The sequence below is a fragment of the Flavobacterium omnivorum genome, from assembly GCF_900099915.1.
In the GTDB taxonomy this organism is placed as follows: Bacteria; Bacteroidota; Bacteroidia; order Flavobacteriales; family Flavobacteriaceae; genus Flavobacterium; species Flavobacterium omnivorum.
This window is the reverse complement of sequence record NZ_FNDB01000025.1, coordinates 13,915-36,637: the sequence shown is the minus strand read 5'-3', so window position 1 is coordinate 36,637 and position 22,723 is coordinate 13,915. Positions and strand designations below refer to the sequence as shown.

The following is a 22,723-nucleotide window of genomic DNA, read 5'->3' as shown; positions in this document are numbered from 1 at the left end:
CTCTAGAAGTTTTACTTTGGCTTCAAGTTCCATTATCTTTTGTTCTGGCGACTTTGACATAGTAAATGGTGTTTGGTTTTCCCAATCAAAGTTACCGAATTTTCTAAGCCATTTAACAACAGTTGATCTATTTTGAATGCCATAAGTCTTTGTGGATTCTGTAACTGTAAGTTGTCCTCGTTCAATTTCTTGAACAATTTGTAATTTAAAAGACATTGAATAATCTTTTTGAGTCCGCTTCACATAGCGCGTTTCTTCATGTTTTTCCATTAGGATACTTTTTGTGTATCGCTATTTCAGGACGGGACATATGACTCAAAAAAAAGCATTCCCATTAAGAGAATGCTTTTTTTATGCAATTTAAAAGTCTGATTTACGACTTCATATTCGAAACTTTGTATGTTTTTCCATCAGCAGCAGCTTCTACAACTGTTGTTAGTTTTTCTGGAGTTTGAACTGTTTTGTCAAAAGTTACCGTAGCTATTTTTGTGTCAAAATCTACTGTTGCTTTTTGAACTCCTTCGAGCCCTGTTAAATCTTCTTGAATTGTTTTGGCGCATCCTACAGCACATGTCATTCCTTCAACAGAAAAACTCGCTGTCTGAAGGTTGGCAGCAGCTATGTCTTTTTTAGCGACTGGAGCAGCTGTTTCAGCAGTTTCTTTTGAAACAGTTTCGGATTCTTTTTCTTTGCATCCTACAAATAAAACACTTGCAAGGACTAGTGTTACGATTGATTTTTTGAAATTCATTATGATATAAATTTTAAAGATTAAAAGCATATTGGTGTTGTGCAAAATTAATTAAAAAAAGAAGCACTAATTCATAAAATAATTACAATTTTGGGGCAAAATTATTTTTATGGAATCGAAGCAGTTAAAATGGGTGTACTTGGTCGTTCTTGCCCTAGTTTGGGGAAGTTCATTTATCTTAATAAAAAAAGGATTAATAGGGTTAACGGCTTTACAATTGGGATCGTTGCGAATTATTTTTGCAGCAGTTTTTTTAGTACTTATTGGATTCAAAAGTTTGTCTAAAATTCCAGCATTTAAATGGAAGTACATTGCTCTAACTTCTTTATTTGGCACCTTTATCCCCGCTTATTTATTCGCTATTGCGCAAACTGAAATTGATAGTTCCGTAAGTTCTATTTTAAATTCCTTGACTCCTTTGAATACGCTAATTTTAGGCGCTTTGGTTTTTGGTTTGCAATTCAAACGAAATCAGATTTTCGGAATATTGATAGGTTTAATAGGAAGCGCCTTGTTGATTTTGAATGGCGCAATTCATCATCCGGAACAAAATTATTACTATTCTATTTTGGTTTTGATAGCTTCAATATGTTATGCGGTGAATGTAAATTTAATCAAAAAATATTTGCATGACTTGAGCCCGCTGAGTATCACTACCGGGAATTTTATGGTCTTGTTTTTTCCAGCATTCATCATCTTGTTTTTCTCCGGTTTTTTTGAAGTGGTTCATGATGTGAAAGTACAGGAATCAGTTTTGTTTATCATGATTCTTGGGGTTATAGGAACTGGAATTGCGAATATTCTATTTTTTAAATTAATCCAAATGTCTTCAACTGTTTTTGCTACTTCAGTAACGTATTTGATTCCTGTAGTTGCTTTTTGCTGGGGGTTATTAGACAATGAAATGCTTACGCCAGTTCAGTTTTTTGGTGCTTTTATTGTTTTAATTGGCGTATATTTATCTGCCAAGAAATAGTCTCAGCGGTCTGTTTGTTGTGATCAGTCTTCGTGTTCCCTATGTAGCGATGAGAATTTATATTCGCGAATGGACGGTTTTACTTTTTTTAATAATGTGTATAAAATAACAAAGGCTGCCTAAAATAGACAGCCTTTATTTGTTAATTCAAATTTTGATTATTGAAAATCAGCATCGGTAACACCTTCGTTGATTTTTACGTCAGACATTTTTATGTCTAATTCAAAACCTACATTTTGGATGATATTAAAAGGAACTTTCACTCCTTTAACTTCTTTGTAATCTCCGTAACTGGTCGTTTGAGTGATGCTTTGACCGCCTTGTTCTACCACTTTAGATTCAGCTAATTTTAAACCAGAAGTTACATCGTAAAACAATGTCGTTTTACCGTTTTTAACGGCATAAGCGTCTTTTCCATTAATTGACTCAATAGTTTCAAGTGTTAAACCTTGTTTTTTAGAAAGGGATAGTTCTTCAAATGGTGTGGCAGCTGCTTTCATATCAGCAAGTGTGCTGCCTTCGATATTTTGGCGTTGCCCTTGTTGCATTACGTATGCCCCTTTTTCGTTTACTACTTGTTTCATGATGCTCATCGTTCCCATAGCTAATTCAACCATAAGTTTTCCTTTAGCATCAATTTTGGATGTGAAATTCAATGGCGATGGTGCTTGTGGAATAGTTGTAGTTCCGTTCATTACGATTGTTTTTACTGCTAATGCTGCTTTTTCTCCACCAATCGCTTTGATGTAATTATCAATAACGCTTTTGGCAGTAACTCCTGCTGGAACTGGTTTTTTTAATTCTGGTTTAGCGGTTGCATTCCCGTATTTATCGAAGTACGATACTGGAAACTTTAATTTTTCTAATCCAGAAGCTACATCCGCTGCTTTTCCTACAATAACAATTCTGCTATTATCAGCCAAGAAGTATTTATTAGCTACTCTCAAAATATCGTCAGCAGTTACAGCACTGATGTTTTTAATGTAATTTTCATAAAAATCAGCTGGCAAGCTTTGCGTTTGGATTCTTAAAGCGTAACCTGCTACCGTTTGTGGTTTTTCAATTTGCATTACAAATCGTCCAATGTATCCTGCTTTTACGCTGGCTAACATTTCATCAGTCACTTTCTCCGTTCTGATTTTTTTGAATTCTTTAAAAATCTCAACAACAGTACTGTCCGTTACTGCGTTACGAACTTGTGTAGAAGCATTGAACGTAGAAATACGTTTGTCTCCATAAATGCTAGTTCTAGCACCGTACGTCCATCCATGAGCTTCTCTTAAGTTCATATTAATGTAACTATTAAAGTCACCACCTAAAATTTGGTTTGCAACTAACACAGCAAAATAATCAGGATCAGTCATTTTAAGATTTGACATATTTACCACAGCAACTTCTGATTGAACCGCATTTGGCATGTCAATAAAGTTGATTTGTGTAGCAGAAACATCTTTTGGATCGCTGTAAGAAATCGAAGGTGCAGATGCTTTTTTCCATGAACCAAAGAATTTCTCTACCATTTTTTTTGTTTCGCTGAATTTTACATCACCCACAATTATTAGGTAGGCATTACTTGGAACAAAATAAGTGTTGTAATTTGCTTTTACATCAGCAATAGTTACGTTTTTCAAAGTAGCTTCGCTTACATATTCACCAGCAGGATGGTTTTTCCCATAAGTCAAAACATCTACAACTCTTGCTGCTACTGCCGAAACACTTTTTTCATTCGCTTTTAAGCCTTCGATAAGTTTCGTTTTCTCTTTGTCAAATTCCTCTTGTGTGAAGTTTGGGTTTAATGCACCGTCAGCCATTAACTCTAAAACTCTTCCAGAATATTTAGATAATGCACTTGCTGAAGCTCCATTAGAACTAAAATTGATATTTGCTCCCAGGAAATCTACCTCTTCATTAAAAGCAGTTTTTGAAATTTTAGTTGTACCGCTTCCAATTAAAGTACTGGTCATGTCAGCAACTCCTTTTTTGTCACCTTCAGCATACGGATCATTGTCTAAAGTCAGACTGAATGCTACTCTTGGTAATTTATGGTTTTCAACGACCATAACTTTCAAACCATTTTTTAATTCAAAAGTTACTGGTTTTCCTATTTTTATTGATGGGGCTAGACCAGGTTTTGGCTGAGGGATGATTTGTCCTTGCATAATTACTGTTAAGAACAAGCTTGATAAAATTAATATTGATTTTTTCATAATGATATATCTTAGTTTTGAGCTTTGTCTTTAGATGGAACGTAATCCAAAACTAATCTTTGGTTTGGATTTAAATATTTCTTGGCAATATCTCTGATTTCCTCACGAGTGATAGAATGATAGATTTCGAGTTCGGTATTGATTAAGTTTACGTCACCGTATAACAAATGATAAGAAGCCAAGTTGTCAGCTATACCGTCTATGGTTGAGTTGCTGTTTACGTATTGGTTTTCGAATTTGTTTTGTAGTTTTTGTAAGTCTTTTTCAGAAATCAATTCTGTTTGTAGTTTTACGATCTCCAAGTCAATTTCGGCAAGAATATCCTCGGCAGTGTTTGGAGCTTGTGGCAAACCGTAAATGATGTAACTTCCATAATCTTCTTGGTTGTTGCTAAAAGCTCCAATCTGCAAGGCCATTTTCTTATCGTCTACAATTTTCTTGTATAATCTTGAGCTTTTTCCATCACTTAAAATAGAAGAAATCATGTCTAGTACTCTAGCGTCCCTGGTTTTCATAGACGGCGTTCTGTACGCTGCTACGATGGCAGGGATTTGGATATTAGCATCTTCAAATTTAGCTTTTATGGTTTGAGTAATTGGCTCTTCAACAAATGTCTCTCTTTGGATAGCAGCTCCTTTTTTGATAGGTCCAAAATATTTTTGAATCCACTCCTTCGCTTGTTCTTTTTTGAAATCACCCGCAACAATCAAAACAGCATTGTTCGGGATGTAAAATTTCTTGTTAAAAGCTTGGAATTCTTCTAATGTTGCAGCGTCTAAATGACTCATAGATCCAATTGTAGCCCAACGGTATGGATGTTTCGTAAAGATGTTCTTTTTTACTTCAGCCAAAAAATTCCCGTAAGGCTGATTGTCAACACGAAGTCTTTTTTCTTCTTTTACCACTTCGTTTTGAGTATCAACACCAATTTGGTTGATTACTGGGTGTAACATTCTTTCTGCTTCCATCCATAAACCTAATTCTAAATTGTTTGATGGAAAAACCTCGTAGTAATACGTTCTATCATCGGTAGTGTTAGCGTTGTTCACTCCACCATTACCGGTAACAATTTTAAACCATTCGCCACGTTTGATATTTTCGGTTCCTTCAAATAATAAATGTTCAAAAAAGTGAGCAAAACCAGTTCTTTCCGGATTTTCGTCTTTGGCACCCACGTGGTACATCACAGATGTAATAACAGTAGGAGCAGATGGATCATTGTGCAAAATCACATGCAAGCCATTGTCTAATTTGTATTCCTCAAAAGCTACTTTTTGCGCAGAAGCGACTCCTCCTAGCATAAATAAAGCACCTAAAGCCATTAATGAATTTTTCATAAGGTTAATAATTTTGTTAATATAAGTATAAGTATAAGTAGCAATTACGCGAACAATGTTACATGAGAAGTAAACCTAAACTAAAATTTAACAACTGTTTAATTACACTTTTTTTCAATTTAAAGTCCTACAAAAGCAACAAGTTAATGAATGGGAATAATTTTCACAGTACTAATTGCAGGTTCAATATTTAATTGTATATTTGCAACCTTAAAAATTACTAAAACAATTCAGTATGTATGCAATCGTAGAGATAGCAGGGCAACAATTCAAAGTAAGCAAAGACTTAAAGGTTTATGTTAACCGTTTGACTAATGAAGAAGGTTCAAAAGTTTCTTTTGACAAAGTTCTTTTATTAGACGACAACGGAACTATCACTTTAGGCGCCCCAGCTATAGAAGGTGCTTCAGTAGAAGCTAAAGTGTTACAACACTTAAAAGGAGATAAAGTTATCGTTTTCAAAAAGAAAAGAAGAAAAGGATACAAAAAGAGAAACGGTCACAGACAATATCTTACTCAAATTGTAATTGAAGGTATTACTGGTGTTGGTGCTAAAAAAGCGGCTCCTAAAAAAGCAGCAGCTGAAGCAACTACAGAAGAAGTTGAAGCTCCTAAGAAAAAGGTAGCTAAAGCTAAAAAAGAAGATACTCAAGAATAATAACAAAATAAAACTAATACGTCATGGCTCACAAGAAAGGTGTCGGTAGTTCTAAGAATGGTAGAGAATCAGAATCAAAACGTTTAGGCGTTAAGATATTTGGTGGTCAAGCTGCTATTGCTGGGAACATCATCGTAAGACAAAGAGGTTCAAAACATAATCCAGGTGCAAATGTTTACATCAGTAAAGATCACACACTACACGCAAGAGTAGATGGAGTTGTTAAGTTCCAAAAGAAAAGAGATAACAAGTCATATGTTTCTATACTTCCATTCGAAGTTGAAGCATAATTGAATTGCCTTCCAATTAACAGAAACCTTTAGAGAAATCTAAGGGTTTTTTTTTGCAAAATAATTTCAGACTACTTTAAATATTAGCTTTTTATTCCAACCTTAAAAATGAATTAAAACTATAAATAAGCACATTACAAAATACTACAGCAACTTTTAAAGTCGTAAAATTTCATAATCTTCACAAATACCAACCTTGCAACGTGTTCATTTAAATAAGAAAGAAGGCGATAGAAATTAAATTGTCTTGGTCTACCCAACCACTTATACAACAAAACGAAACCACTACAATTTCAGCCCCAATTCAACCTCTTACATTATTTTCAATTTTAGGTACGAAATTTGATTAATAAGTTATAACTAATAAATAGCTTAATCAACTTTTTATTAACAGCTAATACTGGGGTATTTGCTAAGAATTTACCACAAGAAGATTGGCAATACATCAAATGAAACCTGTTAAACTAAAAAATTTATAAAAGACACAAAAGAGAGTCATCAATCGCTAAAATGTTTCTAAAAACAGGGATAGAGATCATGACGGTATTCTTTTGAATCACCAATAGAAATAAAACGGTTTACTAACGCAAAGAAATAATTACGAATGAAAAAATTAATATTCATCACTTTTCTATTAATTAACAACATTTCATTTGCACAAAATAAAAACTTTAGTGTCGAAGACGGATTGATAATTTGGAGATATATTTACGAAGATTCAACAAGCATATCCAAACTCAAAAGCAATCCACGATTAGAATTTAAAACCGACACCACTGGAATTATAAAAAAAACAAATTTCAGTGACAAAATGCTCCATCCGATTGTCGCTGAATTCAAAATTGAAGTGAAAAAAAATAAATACCGGGTCTCTGTTTTTAACACACGCTTTAATGAAGAGCCACGCATTATTAACAAAGATGGCTTGCTAATTCAAGCCAATAATGAGTATACGATCGAGCAAGCCTTATTAAAAAGGAATAAAACCTTAAAAAAACCATCTCTATTCAATAATAGTACTGAAACTTTAAATCCGCATTTGATACAGTTGTTTACTATCAAAAACCCTGCAAAAAACGATTGGTAAAAAGACACAAAAAAAACCGTAAAATACTTTAAAATAGTACTTACGGTTTTTTCTATGTGACCACGGCAGGGTTCGAACCTGCAACCCTCAGAGTCGAAATCTGATATTCTATCCAGTTGAACTACGCAGTCAAGTTGATTCGAGATTAATGATTAACGATTTTATATTTACAATAAAAATCAATCAACAAGAATTATTGATTATTACGTCAGTAACTTTTTAACAATCGTAGAAATGGTTTTTCCTTCAGCAGTTCCACCTAATTGCGCAGCTGCTAAACCCATCACCTTGCCCATTGAAGCTATTCCTGAAGCACCTGTTTCGCTAATAATTTTTGCAATTACTGCTTCTACTTCCGCTTCGCTTAATTGAGCTGGTAAAAATTTTTCTATTACCGCAATTTGAGCTAATTCTGGTTCAGCTAAATCCATACGATTTTGTTCGGTAAAGATCTTAGCACTGTCTTTTCGAGTTTTTACTAACTTTTGCAATAATTTTATTTCGTCGTCGGCAGTAATTTCTTCTTTTGATCCTGTTGCTGTCTGCGCCAATAAAATTTCAGATTTAATAGCTCTTAGCGCTTCTAAAGCTACTGTATCTTTGGCTCTCATGGCGGTTTTGATTTCGTCCATGATTTGTATTGATAAACTCATATTCTTTATTATTAATTTGATTAATCGATCAATAGTTAATCGATTGTTGAAATAGTATTTTGACAACAATTTTTTTAAACTAGCGACACTAAAAAGTCTTTCAGTAAAAAAGTTTCTTTTCGATATAAGACAGAAACGAATACCGTATTAAGAAAGTGCAAATTTAAAGAAATTTACTGGAATTTACAATAGATTACTTTGTTCACGTTGCATAAAAAAATAACCCGAAAAATAAATTTTCGGGTTATCTTCTTTTGACTTGATTTCCTTAATCTACATTGTCATGCAAATAGGAGTTGTTTGAACGCAACTGCAAATCGTTGTTGCTATCTGTTCCTACAGAAATCCTTGAATTTGTATTATTCGCCTGATTGTTTGAAATATCTATTCCTAATCTTTTGTAAGCTGGCTCTTTTTCGTATTCATCAATTTTAGAAACATTGTTGTGAAACTTGTAATTAAATTCCTTTAGCTTTTTTCTTCTTTCATCTGCTCTCATTCTCAACGACTCTTCGATAGTCATTTCCATAGGAGAGATTGTCTCAAAATCTTCTGGCGCATGTGCAGATCTTTCCACTTGTTTCATGGTAATATTTAACTCAGCCGGAATAACCACTTCTGGTATTTTTGCAACTGGTTTAGCCATGAAATCAGGCTCTTGATCCATATATTCTTCTAGAGAGTACTTGATGATTCCGTTATCACTCAATTCTGTCACAGGAACAAATTGAACGGCCTCATTTACTTTGATATCACGAGTTTCATTCGTTAACTCATACAACACTTTATTTTCCTGTACTTGATCTACTGGTTCTGTTTTAAAAAGGGGTAAATCAAAAGAAAACGTAGTTTGTTCTTGTCTCTCGATAACCTTTGGCTGCACTGCTTTTACTTCAACTACAGGAGATGTGATTGTAAAATCAATATCAGTAATAGGAGAAACTATTTCGAAAGTGACATCTAAATTTTTGATAAATTCAGACATAACCATCAATTCTTCCTTATTAATTGTAGTTGGTGCAATCGCTGGTTGAGGAACGATTGCAGGCTCAGCAACAACAATATCTTCTACTAGATCGAAAACAATTCTTCCGCTAGAGTTTGACACTGGTGATTCTGTATTCAAATCAAATGCCGTTACTGTTTTACTACTTAGATTATGCACACTTCTTTGTTCATCCTCTAATGTGTGAATAATTTTTTTCGGCTCTGTATTTACGATTTCATTTTGTTGTTCAATATCAAATCCTGTAGCAATGATAGTTACTGCGATGGCATCTCCAAGAGATTCATCTTCACCAACTCCCATAATAATATTAGCATTATGACCTGCTTCAACTTGAATATGATCATTAATTTCTCCAATTTCGTCAATTGTAATTTCATTAGTTCCAGAAACGATAAGCAACAATACGTTTTTGGCACCAGTAATTTTATTATCATTTAACAAAGGAGAATCCAAAGCTGCAATAATTGCTTCCTTAGCTCTATTTTCACCTGAAGAAACAGAAGACCCCATAATAGCTGTTCCACTATTGAACAATACCGTTTTAGCATCTCTTAAATCGATATTCTGCGTATAGTGATGCGTAATTACTTCAGCAATCCCTCTTGAGGCTGTGGCCAAAACTTCATCAGCCTTTGAAAATCCAGCTTTAAAACCAAGATTCCCATATACTTCTCTTAATTTATTATTATTGATAACAATTAAAGAATCGACTTGCTTACGCAATTTTTCTATACCAATTAACGCTTGTTCCTGACGCACTTTACCTTCAAATAAGAAAGGCAATGTCACAATCCCAACCGTAAGAATATCTCTTTCTTTTGCTAGTTGTGCTATAACAGGTGCTGCACCAGTTCCAGTTCCACCGCCCATTCCGGCTGTAATGAACACCATTTTAGTGTTGCGATCTAGCATTTTCTCAATCTCAGAAATACTTTCAATTGCAGACTGCTGTCCAACATCAGGGTTTGCCCCAGCACCAAGTCCCTCCGTTAGATGAACTCCTAACTGAATTTTATTTGGCACAGAACTACTCTGCAAAGCTTGAGAATCCGTATTACATACGATAAAATCAACGCCTTTGATCCCTTGTTTAAACATGTGATTTATAGCGTTACTTCCGCCACCACCGACCCCTATAACTTTTATTACATTTGATTGGTTTTTAGGTAAATCAAATGAAATACTTCCAAATTCTGTGTTGCTTGGCATAATTTTGGGTTTTTGATATTTATTATTAATTCTTATATTTTTCAGGCTGTGCCTTTATTCTGCATTATCTAAAAAGTCCTTGATCTTATCTACATATCGATCAAAGAAATTTTTCTGAATTCTGTTAACGGTAGAATTTTGTTTTTCATGCGCATTATGATCTATTTCCTCTTCTATATTCTCATAAACCTCTTGTACTGGAGTTTGAACAACTGTAGGCCTGTACGTGGGCGCTTTGGGCTGCTCCACTGCATCCATTCGTACCGCGCTTTGCGTTTTATTTTCAATGCTTTTCATTACTAAACCCACTGCCGTTGCATACAACGGACTTGAGATTTCCTCATCTGAATTCCCAGCTAAATGTTCGTTAGGATACCCTATTCTTGTATCCATTCCGGTAATATACTCTACTAGTTGCTTAATGTGTTTCAATTGAGCACCACCACCTGTTAATACAATACCTGCTATCAGTTTCTTTCGAGGATCTTCATGACCATAAGCTTTAACTTCTGTAAACACCTGATCCACAATTTCCACAACTCGAGCATGAATTATTTTGGATAGATTCTTTAACGATATTTCTTTTGGCTCCCTACCTCTTAGACCTGGAATAGAAACAATTTCATTATCTCTATTTTCTCCTGGCCAAGCAGAACCAAATTTAACTTTTAGTAATTCAGCTTGCTTTTCAATTATAGAACATCCTTCTTTAATATCGTCTGTTATTACATTTCCTCCAAACGGAATTACTGCTGTATGCCGAATAATACCATCTTTAAAAATAGCTAAATCGGTAGTACCACCACCTATGTCAATTAATGCAACTCCAGCTTCTTTTTCTTCCTGACTTAAAACTGCATCGGCAGAAGCTAATGGCTCTAAGGTCAAACCTGAAAGTTCAATTCCTGAACTTTGAATACACCTACCAACATTGCGAATAGAGGATGCCTGACCCACTACTACATGAAAACTAGATTCTAATCTTCCACCGTACATCCCTATAGGTTCTTTGATTTCAGATTGTCCATCAATTTTGAATTCTTGTGGCAAAACATGTATTATTTCTTCACCAGGCAACATGGCCAATTTGTTGACTTGATCAATCAAAAGTTGAATATCATTCCCACCAATCACTTCTTCAGGATTGTTTCTGCTAATATAATCTGTGTGTTGTATACTGCGTATATGTTGTCCTGCGATTCCAACAACTACATCTTTTATTTTATAACCTGAGTTATTCTCTGCTTCTTGAATAGCTTGCTGTATGGATTGTATGGTTTGTGTAATGTTATTTACAACACCTCTTGCCACACCCAAACTTTTAGATTTTCCAACACCTAAAATTTCTAGTTTACCATATTCATTCTTTTTGCCTATCATGGCAACTATTTTAGTTGTCCCAATATCTAGACCTACTGCAATATTCTCTTTTTCCATTATCTATTATTTAGTGCAAACTACTTGTTCCGTAAACCGGAGGTCAATTTTTTTATATTTATACAACGAACTATCTAAAACTGCTTTTTGAAAAAAAGCTTTGTAATTTTTAAATTTACGCTCCACATTAATCAATTTGCCAAAATCAATTTGGAAATCAAAATTTCTGTTGTGCATTTTTAAGCTACCATTTGGCATAATTTCAATTCCAATAATGTTTTTTTTCAAAAATTCATCATCATAAATTATGCGAAACAAGTGGGCTAAATTTTCGTTATTATTTTTATTTATTCCCCCTGAAACAAGTGGAACTCGGGCTGTAAAATTAGCTGACAATGGCATTCTATTCCCTTCGTAATCAATATAAAAAGAACCACCATTATCAAAAACTCTAGCAATAGGAGTTTTTTGTTTCACCACTGCTTTTAACACACCATCAATACTCACATAGACATCTGATTTTTCAATCATTTCTTGTGCATTGAGATTTGTTTCCAGCGTATTCAAATCTAAATTAACTTTTTGAATGCTGGATGCCTCTTTATTATTTTCTATTAACAATTTATTAACCGTTTCTTGTTTAACGAAGGGGTCATTATCTCCAACAAAAATAACTTCAGATTTAGTCAATTTCCTCTCTTCATTTCGTTTTGACGTAAAAGAAAACAGAAAAACCACTAATGCAAACATCAGTATTAATCGAATATTGGTCCAATTAAAGAGTTTCATTGATTGCTTTTTTAATTAATGGTACTAATTCTCCAATATCTCCTGCTCCAATAGTGACAACGACCGCTGTATCACTTGCCAATATCGCGGTAATCAAATCATTTTTGGTAACTAATTTCTTATTTTTAAGCAACATCTTATCCATAATCCATTGCGAAGTTACACCTTGTATAGGCAGTTCCCGAGCTGGATAAATATCTAACAAAAGAACTTCATCAAAATGGGACAAACTTTTGGCAAATTCATCAGCAAAATCTCTTGTTCTGCTATACAAATGAGGCTGAAAAATCGCTAGCACTTTCTGATTGGGATACAATTCCCGTACTGCTTGATGCACCGCATTTATCTCCGTTGGATGATGTGCATAATCATCAATATAAACTTTAGCTGCTGTTTTAATTTGGTACGAAAACCTTCTTTTAATCCCCTTGAATGATGCAATGGCTTTTGCAATGGCATCGGTTGGGGTGCCGAATAAATTTGCCATTGCAATAGCCATCACCGCATTCATTAAATTATGACGTCCCGGCAATCCAAAATGTAAATCTTTAATTATTTCAGTAGGTGTTTGTACATCAAAAACGTAGCTTCCGTCTCCTATTCTTACGTTAAACGCTTTATAAATAGCGTCTTCATTTACCGCACACGTTAACCCTTCTAATGGTAATTCTTTTGTGATGAAAAGATTATTTTTATCCTTTATTTTAGAGGCAAATTCCATAAAAGACTCCTCAATAGCTTCACTTGTCCCGTAAATATCAAGATGATCAGCATCCATGGATGTAATGCAAGCAATATTGGGATGCAAATGCAGAAAGGAACGATCAAATTCATCTGCTTCAACTACCGTTACTGTTTTACCACTTCCTATTAAATTTGAATTATAATTTTCAACTATTCCACCTATAAACGCGGTGACGTCAGCGCCACTTTGGTATAATATGTGTCCTAAAATCCCCGATGTCGTTGTTTTTCCATGGGTACCTGCAACTGCAAAACAAAACGTATCCTTAGTAATTAATCCTAAAACTTCGGCTCTCTTTTTTATTTCATACTCTCTTTCCACGAAATAATTCCATTCCGAATGTGTAACTGGTACAGCCGGTGTAATAATTACTAGTGTATTCTCGATAAAAAAATCTTTAGGTATCAAATCAATACTATCTTCAAAGTGAATTGCAATTCCACTTTCCATCAATTCATTTGTTAGAACGGAAGGCGTTTTATCATATCCGCAAACCTGTTTTCCCAAATTTTTGAAATAACGAGCTAAATTGCTCATCCCGATTCCACCAATTCCAATAAAATAGACGTTATGTATTTGATTCAAGTTCATTTTCGTTTCTTTCTTTATCTCTATTATTTTCTATCTATCAGCTTAACAATTTCATCAACAATTCGTTTTGTTGCTTCTGGCATTGCCAATTGTTTTATGTTATCACTCAGCATTTTTTGTTTTGCCTCATCTTTAATTAAAGACTCAAATACAGTACCGAATTGAGAATCTAGCTCTACTTCTTTCAGTAAAATAGCTCCATTTTTATCAACTATCGCTTGCGCATTTTTAGTTTGGTGATCTTCAGCTACATTAGGAGAAGGAATAAAAATAACGGGTTTACCAACAATGCATAATTCCGATACGGAAGAAGCTCCTGCACGAGAAACCACGATATCTGCCGCTGCATAAACCAGATCCATTTTATCAATAAAAGAATGAATCTGAATGTTTTCATTCTCTTCCAAACGTTTATAATCATCAAAATACAATTTACCACATTGCCAAATCACTTGCACATTATGAGCTGCAAACAACAAAATTTCTTTAGCAATTAACTCATTAATTCTTCTGGCTCCTAAACTACCGCCTAAAACCAAAAGTGTTTTTTTCTTAGTGTCTAAATCAAAATGCTGTAACGCTATCTCTCTTTTTGAATCAATATCAATTAAATCCTGACGCACTGGATTTCCAGTTAAAATCATTTTTTCTTTTGGAAAAAAGCGTTCTAAGTTTTCATAGGCAACACAAATCTTTTTTGCCTTTTTGCTCAATAACTTATTGGTAATTCCAGGATACGAGTTTTGTTCCTGAATCACCGTTGGGATACCTGCAATTGCCGCTATTTGTAAAAGTGGACCACTGGCAAAGCCTCCAGTACCAATAACTACATCTGGCTCAAACTGCTTGATTATGGTACGTGACTTTAGCAAGCTGCTAATTAGTTTTACCGGAAAAAGAGTATTATCAAATGTGAGTCTTCGTTGTAATCCTGCAATCCATAGTCCGATGATCTTGTAACCTGCCTGAGGCACTTTTTGCATCTCCATTTTATCTTTTGCACCAACAAATAGAAATTCGGCATTAGGAAAACGAGACTTTAATTCATTTGCAATAGCAATTGCCGGATAGATATGTCCTCCAGTTCCGCCACCGCTTAATATGAATTTGTATTGTTTCATTTTTTTAAAGTTACTGAGTTGCTATTATTTTAAAAATTTAAAGGTATAAAATGGCTTACTTGTTTAAAACTGCCTGCATTGGGTTTTTTGCCTTGTCTTCGATTGAATACGCTTCCTCTAAAACGTGCTCTTCTTCTAATTCTCGATCGATTAATTTTTGTAACGCTTCCTCCCTTTTTGCAGTATCTTTCAATTCCTGAGCAATTTCTTCTTCTTTCTTAGTTACACCAATAATGATTCCTAAAGCGATACAGGTCATCCAAATAGAAGTTCCTCCACTACTGATCAACGGCAGTGTTTGTCCCGTAACAGGTAATAATTCTACAGCTACGGCCATATTGATCATGGCCTGAAAAATCATTGGAAAACCAAGACCTATAACCACCAATTTTCCAAAGAGTGTGGTGGCTATGTGCGAAGCAACTACAAATCGGAAAAGCAATAACAAATAAAGCGACAAAACACCCAATCCCCCTATTAATCCGTATTCTTCAACAATAATGGCATAAATAAAATCTGATGAAGATTGCGGTAAGAAATTTTTCTGAACACTTTTACCGGGTCCTAGTCCATAAATCTTGCCTGATGCAATAGCAATTTTTGCCTTTTCTATTTGATAATCATCTTCATCTGGTTTATCGGTACTAAAATTTTCAATACGACTTTCCCAAGTTCTTACTCTGCTAAAAAATTTAGCATCGGGAAAAGCTTTAGAAATCAAAACAAAAAAGGTTAGAAATACAATGCCTGATCCTACTATTACTGCGATATATTTCATAGGATACTTCCCTATGAATGCCAACATTAATATCATCGAAAAAATTAATGCGGTAGTCGAAAAATTCGAAGGAAGAATAAAAAGCAAGGTAATAAAAACGGGGAGCCACAGTTCTTTCAATGATTCTAAAAAATCAATCGGTTTCTCTCTTGTTTTAGACAAATAACGCGCAACAAATACAAACAAAACTAAGGCCGCAAAAGTCGAAGGTTGAAATGAAATACCTACAAATGGTATCTGAAGCCATCTACTTGCATTGGCTCCACCTATCACTGTACCTTTTATCATTGTTATGGCTAATACTACCCAAACAAAAGGCAAAAGCCATTTAGAAATAGATCTAAAATATTGATACGGAATTTTGTGAACCCAAAAAATGATTAAAAAACCAAAAAAAATATGACCCAAATGTTTTACTAAATACCCTAAAGTATTTCCTGTTCCATGCCCTAAATAGGCCAAGTTACTACTTGCACTAAAAACAGGCATAAACGAAAACAAGGCCAATAAGGCCACAAATGACCAAATCCCTTTATCTCCCTTTAGATTGCCTATTAATTGTTTCATATCATTTTCTTTTTAAAGTTTACTTTCGTTCCTACGATAAAACTTTTCTATAAATTTTTAACTGCTTGTTTAAATTGATTCCCTCTGTCTTCATAATTTTCGAACAAATCAAAACTAGCGCAGGCCGGAGACAATAATACAGAGTCCCCTTTTTCGGTTAATCGTTGTGCCATTCGAACTGCATCATTCATATTATCCACTTCAATCATCATGTCAACAACATTCCCAAAAACATCAATAATCTTTTTATTATCTACTCCAAGACAAATAATTGCTTTTACTTTTTCACGAACTAAGGACATCAATTCGTTATAATCATTCCCTTTATCGACACCACCCACAATCCAAACCGTTGGTGTATTCATACTGTCTAAAGCAAAAAAGGTTGCGTTAACATTGGTTGCTTTAGAATCATTGATATATTGAACATTTTGAATTTTTAAAACCTTTTCCAGACGATGTTCTACTCCTTGAAAATTAGAAAGACTTTCTCTAATTGTGGCCTTTCTTATTTGCATTAATTTAGCCACAGAGGTTGCTGCCATTGCATTTTTCATATTATGTTTTCCTTCTAAAGCAATGTGTTCTGTATCCATTGTAAACTCTTCCTGACTGATCTTAATTTCCATTTTGTTGTTTTTTATATAGGCTCCTTCGCTGAAAATTTTAGTCAATGAAAAAGGGATTAATTTTGCTTTTGTTGTGTGCGTTTTGAACCAATTGCATATGGCTTCATCGTCTGCATCGTAGATGAGATAATCATCCTCAGTTTGATTCATTGTTATTCTGAATTTTGAATCAATGTAATTTTCATATTTGTATTCGTACCGATCTAAATGATCTGGACTAATATTCGTAATAATAGCAATATGGGGCTTGAAATCATTAATTCCATCCAGTTGAAAACTACTCAACTCCAGTACATAGGAATCGTATTTATTATCGGCAATCTGCCAAGCAAAACTTTTTCCTATATTGCCGCCCAATCCTACATTCAATCCAGCTGATTTCAACAAATGATGTGTCAGCATTGTTGTAGTCGTTTTTCCGTTACTTCCGGTTATCCCTATAATTGTTGCCTTCGTAAAAGGAGCCGCAAACTCAATCTCTGAAATCACTGGAATTCCTCGTTCCTGCAGCTTTTTTACTATTGGAGATTTATCGGGAATACCGGGACTTTTCATAACCACATCCGCATTCAAAATCAACTCTTCGGTATGTTTTTCCTCTTCCCAAGAGATCCCATTAATTATAAGAACTTCTTTGTAATTTCCTTTTATCTTTCCGAAATCAGACACGAAAACTTCATACCCTTTTTTCTTACCAAGAATAGCAGTTCCAACACCACTTTCTCCACCACCTAAAATTACTAGCCGCATACTATCTTAATTTTAAAGTGACAATTGACAATATGGCCAGCATGATAGCAACAATCCAAAACCGGGTTACGATTTTACTTTCGTGATACCCTTTTTTCTGGTAATGATGATGTAGAGGAGACATTAAAAATATTCTTCGGCCTTCGCCAAAGCGTTTCTTCGTATACTTGAAATAACTTACTTGAAGAACAACAGATAAATTTTCGACAAGAAAAATTCCGCATAGTAAAGGAATCAGCATTTCTTTTCGAACCGCAATTGCAAGAACTGCTATAATTCCCCCAATTGTCAAACTACCGGTATCACCCATAAAAACGGATGCTGGATAGGAATTATACCAAAGAAATCCAATCAATGACCCTACAAAGGCGGCTATGAAAACCGTCATTTCACCAGAATTAGGGATATACATAATATTCAGATAATTAGAGAATATAATATTACCTGAAACGAACGTAAATATTCCCAGTGCCAGAACTGAAATTGCCGAAGTTCCCGCGGCAAGACCATCAATTCCATCTGTTAGGTTAGCACCATTTGAAACTGCAGTTATAATAAAAATCACTACCGGGATAAAAATTAACCAAGCCCATTTTTCATATCCGTCCCCTGTCCAAGCCAGCAATTCGGCATAATCAAACTCATTGTTTTTAAAGAAAGGAATTGTCGTTGCCGTAGATTTTTCTTCGATAGGCGCAGGCATAATAACGGTTTGCGTCGAAGTTTTAAAAACGTCTACTTTACCCGTATCGGTTCTTACAGTTACACCAGCATGAAAATAAAGGACTATCCCTACTATTAAACCCAAACCAACTTGTCCAAAAACTTTAAATATCCCTTTTAAACCTGCTTTATCTTTCTTGAATATTTTAATATAATCATCAATAAACCCAATCGTTCCCATCCATAATGTGGTCACTATTAACAATACGATGTAAATATTATGCAGTTTTGCAAACAGTAAAACTGGCACTAAAGTGGCGAAAATTATGATTAACCCACCCATCGTGGGTGTTCCCGCTTTTTCATTTTGACCTGCCAACCCTAACTCTCGAACAGTTTCTCCTACTTGTTGTGCTTGCAAAAATCGAATGATTCTTTTTCCATAAATAGTGGACAGTAATAACGATAGCATAAATGCTAATGCCGATCTAAACGTGATGTACTGAAAAACCCCTGTTCCTGGAACATCCAATGTTTTATCTAAATATTCAAATAAATAGTATAGCATATATCGTTGTTTGTTTGGTTAATCGTTGCTGTGTTGTTAATTACTTTCCAATCTGATGGCTATTCGAAAAACAAATAATACCAACCGATTAAACTATCACTTACCTAATTGTTCTAAAACTTCTTTTACTGTTTCCATATCATCAAAATGTTGCCGAATCCCTTTAATCTCCTGATATGTTTCATGTCCTTTTCCGGCTATCAAAATAATATCATTCGGCTGTGCCAATTGGCAAGCTGTCCTTATAGCTTGCTTTCTATCGCTTATGGTCAATGTTTTTTTATAATTTTGAGGTGCTACACCTTGTTCCATTTCAGCAATAATAGCTTCTGGCTTTTCATTTCTAGGATTATCCGAAGTAAAAATTGCTTTATCACTGAGCTCCGATGCAATTCCAGCCATAATAGGCCGCTTGGTTTTATCTCTGTTTCCTCCACAACCTACAACTGTGATCAATTGTTCGTTTTTTGTACGAATAGCATTTATAGTTTTTAGCACATTATCTAAAGCATCTGGAGTATGGGCATAATCTACAATTGCGGTGATGTTAGTTGAAGAAACGATAAATTGGAAACGACCCGAAACACTTTCTAAATCAGATAACAATCGGAGTACTTCTAAACTTTCCATTCCTAGTTCAACGGCAGTACCGTATATAGCCAGTAAGTTATAAGCATTAAAGGTTCCTATCAACTTAACCCAGACTTCGTTTCCATTTATTTTAAGCAACAAGCCCGATAATTGGTTTTCCAGTATTTGTGCTTTATAATCAGCGTAGGTTTTTAAAGCATAAGTGCACTTTTTAGCGGCAGTATTCTGCAACATTACCTGTCCGTTTTTATCGTCTATGTTAGACAATATAAAAGCCGTTTTAGGTAAATGATCGAAAAACGATTTTTTCACATCTCTATATTCTGCAAACGTAGGATGATAATCTAAATGATCGTGTGATAAATTAGTGAATATCCCACCCACAAAATGCAATGCTTCTGTTCTTTTTTGATGAATCCCATGAGAGCTCACTTCCATAAAACAGTATTCAACCTCGTTTTCGACCATCTCTTTTAGAAAATGATTTATCGTAATTGAATCCGGTGTTGTGTGAGTCGCTTTATACTCCACATCATCTACCATTATTTTTACAGTTGAAAGCAAACCAACTTTATAGCCCGCTTTTTTGAACAGTTGACACAACAAAGAGGCAATCGTAGTTTTACCATTTGTACCTGTTATACCAACTAATTTCAACTTTCGCGACGGATCACCAAAATAATTTGCAGCCATAAAAGCTAAGGCTGAATTCGTGTCTTTAACCTGCACATAGGTGATTCCATTTTCGATCGTATCCGGAAAGGTATCGCATATCACTGCGACAGCACCTTGTAAAATTGCTTTTTCTATAAAATCATGCCCATCGGAAATGGAACCACGAATTGCTACAAAAATATCATTAACCTCGATTTTTCTCGAATCGAAATCCATTTTGTTTATGGAGATATCTGTCGAACCTTTCACGGCTTCAATAGCTACTTTGTACAATATGTCTTTTAGTATACTCATGATAATTCCAATAATATCGTTGTGTTTTTTACTAAATTCTGTCCCGCTTCGAGCGATTGTTTTTTAACTTTACCAACTCCTATAACCTTCACTTTCATACCCAAATTTCCTAATAAAGCGACTGCATCCATTCCTGACATTCCCTTTAAATTTGGAATTATTTGTTGCTTCTTTTGATATTTAGTGTAATAAGCCTCGTAATTATTTTCTTGTTTTGGAATTTTCCTGTCCAAGTTTTTAATCTCATTTGTTGATGGCGCATCGGTAAAAATCTTTTGTGCAATTCTTTTAAAAACTGGACCTGCTACATCCGCACCGTAGTAATTATTGAGTGCTGTACTTGGTTTATGCACGACAACTATACACGAATATTTAGGTTCATCAGCAGGAAAATACCCCACAAAAGAAGAGGCATAATATTTTCCAACTCCACCAGCCTTTCCGTAATTCACCGCCGCTGTTCCTGTTTTCCCTGCCATCGAAAAATCCTTAGAATATAATTTCGAAGCAGTTCCTTTCTTTACAACATTTGCTAAAACTGCTTTTAGCTTTGCAATAGTTTGTGGTGAACAAATTCTTGGATTCAAAACTTCTTTTTCATATTTTTTGATGGTTCTGTTCCATTCTTTAATTTCCGAAACAAACTGAGGTTTTACCATTTCACCATCATTGGCAACTGCATTATAAAAAGCCAATGTTTGCATTGGAGTGATAGAAACACCATATCCAAAAGCCATCCATGGAAGGGATATATTAGACCAATGTTTATCACCTGGCTGCGGAATATAAGGTCTTCCTTCTCCTTTGATAGAAAGTCCCAATGGTTTGTTCAATCCGAAATTATTAAGATGATTAACGAATTTTGAAGGATCATCTTTGTACGCATTATAAACCGCCTGAACCAAAACAGTATTTGACGAAAGTTCAAAACCTCTTCCTAATGAAATTTTTCCATAACCACCTTCATGAGAGTCCCGTACTTTTTTTCCTGAATAAACGACAACTCCGCCTTTACTATCATAAACTGTACTGGTATCCGCTTTTTTATCTTCAAAAAGCGCCATTAAATCAGCTAATTTATAGGTAGAACCAGGCTCGTGCGATTCGGCTACTGCATAATTTGTGGTCTCATAATAAGTTCCATCATTAGCTCTTCCCAGATTTGAAATTGCTTTTACATGACCCGTTTTTGTTTCCATAACCACCACACAACCATGATCCGCCTGATATAATTCCAACTGTTTTAACAATGCGTGATGCGCTATATCCTGGACATAAACATCAATTGTGGATATGACATCATACCCATCTTGAGGATCGACTTCATTAATATCCCGAATGGGTTTCCACTGTCCTTTTGCGATTTTTTGTTTTAAAATCTTACCGTCTTTACCATTCAAATATTTTCTAAATGCCCACTCAATTCCTTTTCCATCATATGACTCCCCATTAGAAGTTCGCTCATACCCTACGGTGCGCTCAGCAATTTTTCCTATGGGATGCTCTCGTACTGTTTCTTGTTTAATTATAATTCCTCCTTTATAGGCGCCCAAATTAAACAATGGGAAACCCTTTATTTTAAAATATTGGGTATAACTTAAATTACGAGCAAGTAAGTAATACCTATTTTTATTAGCTCTTGCTTTCCGGAGTTCATTTTCAAAAAAACTAGACGATTTGCCTAATACTGTCGCTAACGAATCCGACAGTGATTTAACATTTTTTTCAAATGATTCCGCTTTGGGAGTAACAGCATCAAAACGTATTTCATAATTAGGAATTGATGTGGCCAATAGACTTCCGTCAGCAGAATAAATATTTCCTTTATTAGCTGGAATCACAAAGTTTCTAACCGTTCGTTCCTTGGCTAACTTTCTGTAATAATCTCCTTCGACCCACTGAATATTTGTTAATTTCACAGCAATAGCAATAGCCATGACAAAAATGCCAAAAGCTACCAGATAAATTCTGTACGATATGTGTTTATCTTCTACTGCCATAATTTTTCTAAAAACCCTTTCGCTTTTTCTGCTTTAACTTTTATTTTTACTGGAGGAACTGTTGATGGAAAAATTTCTTTTTCTATCATTTTCTCTGAAACAGTCGATTCCATTTTTAATTTCATTAATTCTGAGCGTCTATCGACAAATTCTGAGCGCAACTCTTTGGCTTTATTTGTCAATTCTGCGATCTTAAATACTTTTTGTTCAAATCGTTGGGTGTTTGCTATCATTAAAATAGCCAACAGAATTATAAAAACGATAAAACGCCAGTTTTTAACTGCATCCTCATTGACAAGGAACCTTGCTTTTAGTAAACTGTATACTCCGTTTTTCATTTTTTATCATCCCCAACCTCTCTCTAAAGGAGAGAAGATCTGCAATTGGGTTATTTTATTGTTTATATCT

19 protein-coding genes, 1 tRNA gene and 1 pseudogene are annotated in these 22,723 nt (G+C 34.7%); 4 read left to right on the top strand and 17 right to left on the bottom strand.

Translation table 11 applies throughout. The features are described from left to right. Both BLS90_RS15755 and BLS90_RS15750 read right to left on the bottom strand, forming a co-directional pair. A pseudogene (locus BLS90_RS15755) lies at nt 1-270 on the bottom strand (helix-turn-helix domain-containing protein); the annotation flags it as partial. A 103-nt stretch (nt 271-373) separates the two neighbouring features. After that, entirely contained in the window at nt 374-751 is a 378-nt protein-coding gene (locus tag BLS90_RS15750) for a heavy-metal-associated domain-containing protein (RefSeq protein WP_091259325.1), read from the bottom strand. Between the two features lie 109 nt (nt 752-860). Here BLS90_RS15750 and BLS90_RS15745 point away from each other — a divergent pair, with 109 nt between their 5' ends. Beyond that, nucleotides 861-1,727, top strand: coding sequence for a DMT family transporter (locus tag BLS90_RS15745; RefSeq protein WP_091259323.1), 867 nt, complete (start codon nt 861-863; stop codon nt 1,725-1,727). 158 nt (nt 1,728-1,885) lie between these two features. Here the strand turns inward: BLS90_RS15745 and BLS90_RS15740 are convergent, their stop codons facing one another. After that, nucleotides 1,886-3,934, bottom strand: coding sequence for an insulinase family protein (locus tag BLS90_RS15740; RefSeq protein ID WP_245705129.1), 2,049 nt, complete (start codon nt 3,932-3,934; stop codon nt 1,886-1,888). A gap of 11 nt (nt 3,935-3,945) precedes the next feature. After that, complete coding sequence (locus tag BLS90_RS15735) at nt 3,946-5,271, bottom strand: M16 family metallopeptidase (protein ID WP_091259319.1); 1,326 nt, start codon at nt 5,269-5,271, stop codon at nt 3,946-3,948. 235 nt (nt 5,272-5,506) lie between these two features. On the opposite strand from BLS90_RS15735, the gene rplU reads away from it, so the two are divergent. The 3 genes from rplU to BLS90_RS15720 all read left to right on the top strand — a co-directional run bounded on the left by rplU (nt 5,507) and on the right by BLS90_RS15720 (nt 7,306). Next, nucleotides 5,507-5,929, top strand: a complete 423-nt coding sequence (gene rplU / locus BLS90_RS15730) for a 50S ribosomal protein L21 (protein ID WP_091259317.1) — start codon at nt 5,507-5,509, stop codon at nt 5,927-5,929. Between the two features lie 23 nt (nt 5,930-5,952). Continuing rightward, nucleotides 5,953-6,219, top strand: coding sequence for a 50S ribosomal protein L27 (gene rpmA, locus BLS90_RS15725; protein ID WP_066079927.1), 267 nt, complete (start codon nt 5,953-5,955; stop codon nt 6,217-6,219). 604 nt (nt 6,220-6,823) lie between these two features. Next, nucleotides 6,824-7,306, top strand: a complete 483-nt coding sequence (locus BLS90_RS15720; protein ID WP_091259316.1) for a hypothetical protein — start codon at nt 6,824-6,826, stop codon at nt 7,304-7,306. A 57-nt stretch (nt 7,307-7,363) separates the two neighbouring features. On the opposite strand, the gene BLS90_RS15715 is transcribed toward BLS90_RS15720, so the two are convergent. The 13 genes from BLS90_RS15715 to BLS90_RS15655 form a co-directional block, all read right to left on the bottom strand. Then, a tRNA-Arg gene (locus BLS90_RS15715) sits at nt 7,364-7,437 on the bottom strand. A gap of 72 nt (nt 7,438-7,509) precedes the next feature. Further along, nucleotides 7,510-7,959: a GatB/YqeY domain-containing protein gene (locus BLS90_RS15710; RefSeq protein ID WP_091259314.1), complete on the bottom strand. Its 450-nt coding sequence runs from the start codon at nt 7,957-7,959 to the stop codon at nt 7,510-7,512. Between the two features lie 268 nt (nt 7,960-8,227). Next, nucleotides 8,228-10,177 carry a cell division protein FtsZ gene (ftsZ, locus tag BLS90_RS15705; RefSeq protein WP_091259312.1) on the bottom strand — a complete coding sequence of 650 codons (1,950 nt, stop codon included), beginning with the start codon at nt 10,175-10,177 and terminating at the stop codon, nt 8,228-8,230. Nucleotides 10,178-10,231: 54 nt separating this feature from the next. Beyond that, nucleotides 10,232-11,614, bottom strand: a complete 1,383-nt coding sequence (ftsA, locus tag BLS90_RS15700) for a cell division protein FtsA (protein ID WP_091259309.1) — start codon at nt 11,612-11,614, stop codon at nt 10,232-10,234. 6 nt (nt 11,615-11,620) lie between these two features. Further along, entirely contained in the window at nt 11,621-12,343 is a 723-nt protein-coding gene (locus tag BLS90_RS15695) for a cell division protein FtsQ/DivIB (RefSeq protein ID WP_091259307.1), read from the bottom strand. Beyond that, nucleotides 12,330-13,679: a UDP-N-acetylmuramate--L-alanine ligase gene (gene murC, locus BLS90_RS15690; RefSeq protein WP_091259305.1), complete on the bottom strand. Its 1,350-nt coding sequence runs from the start codon at nt 13,677-13,679 to the stop codon at nt 12,330-12,332. Before murC ends, BLS90_RS15695 begins: the two co-directional genes overlap by 14 nt. Before the next feature lie 23 nt (nt 13,680-13,702). Next, complete coding sequence (gene murG / locus BLS90_RS15685; protein ID WP_091259303.1) at nt 13,703-14,800, bottom strand: undecaprenyldiphospho-muramoylpentapeptide beta-N-acetylglucosaminyltransferase; 1,098 nt, start codon at nt 14,798-14,800, stop codon at nt 13,703-13,705. Between the two features lie 55 nt (nt 14,801-14,855). Then, nucleotides 14,856-16,145, bottom strand: coding sequence for an FtsW/RodA/SpoVE family cell cycle protein (locus BLS90_RS15680; protein WP_091259301.1), 1,290 nt, complete (start codon nt 16,143-16,145; stop codon nt 14,856-14,858). Nucleotides 16,146-16,192: 47 nt separating this feature from the next. Next, the gene (murD, locus tag BLS90_RS15675; RefSeq protein WP_091259299.1) at nt 16,193-17,524 is read right to left on the bottom strand and encodes a UDP-N-acetylmuramoyl-L-alanine--D-glutamate ligase; all 1,332 of its coding nucleotides are present in this window, start codon (nt 17,522-17,524) and stop codon (nt 16,193-16,195) included. A gap of 1 nt (nt 17,525) precedes the next feature. Further along, a complete protein-coding gene (mraY, locus tag BLS90_RS15670; RefSeq protein WP_073351965.1) occupies nt 17,526-18,755 on the bottom strand; it encodes a phospho-N-acetylmuramoyl-pentapeptide-transferase in 1,230 nt (409 codons plus the stop codon). Nucleotides 18,756-18,851: 96 nt separating this feature from the next. Beyond that, entirely contained in the window at nt 18,852-20,315 is a 1,464-nt protein-coding gene (locus tag BLS90_RS15665) for a UDP-N-acetylmuramoyl-L-alanyl-D-glutamate--2,6-diaminopimelate ligase (protein WP_091259297.1), read from the bottom strand. Then, nucleotides 20,312-22,315, bottom strand: a complete 2,004-nt coding sequence (locus BLS90_RS15660) for a penicillin-binding protein (protein WP_091259295.1) — start codon at nt 22,313-22,315, stop codon at nt 20,312-20,314. The genes BLS90_RS15665 and BLS90_RS15660 overlap by 4 nt, the downstream gene beginning before the upstream one ends. After that, nucleotides 22,306-22,653, bottom strand: coding sequence for an FtsL-like putative cell division protein (locus BLS90_RS15655; RefSeq protein WP_073351958.1), 348 nt, complete (start codon nt 22,651-22,653; stop codon nt 22,306-22,308). Before BLS90_RS15655 ends, BLS90_RS15660 begins: the two co-directional genes overlap by 10 nt. Nucleotides 22,654-22,723 lie beyond the last annotated feature (70 nt).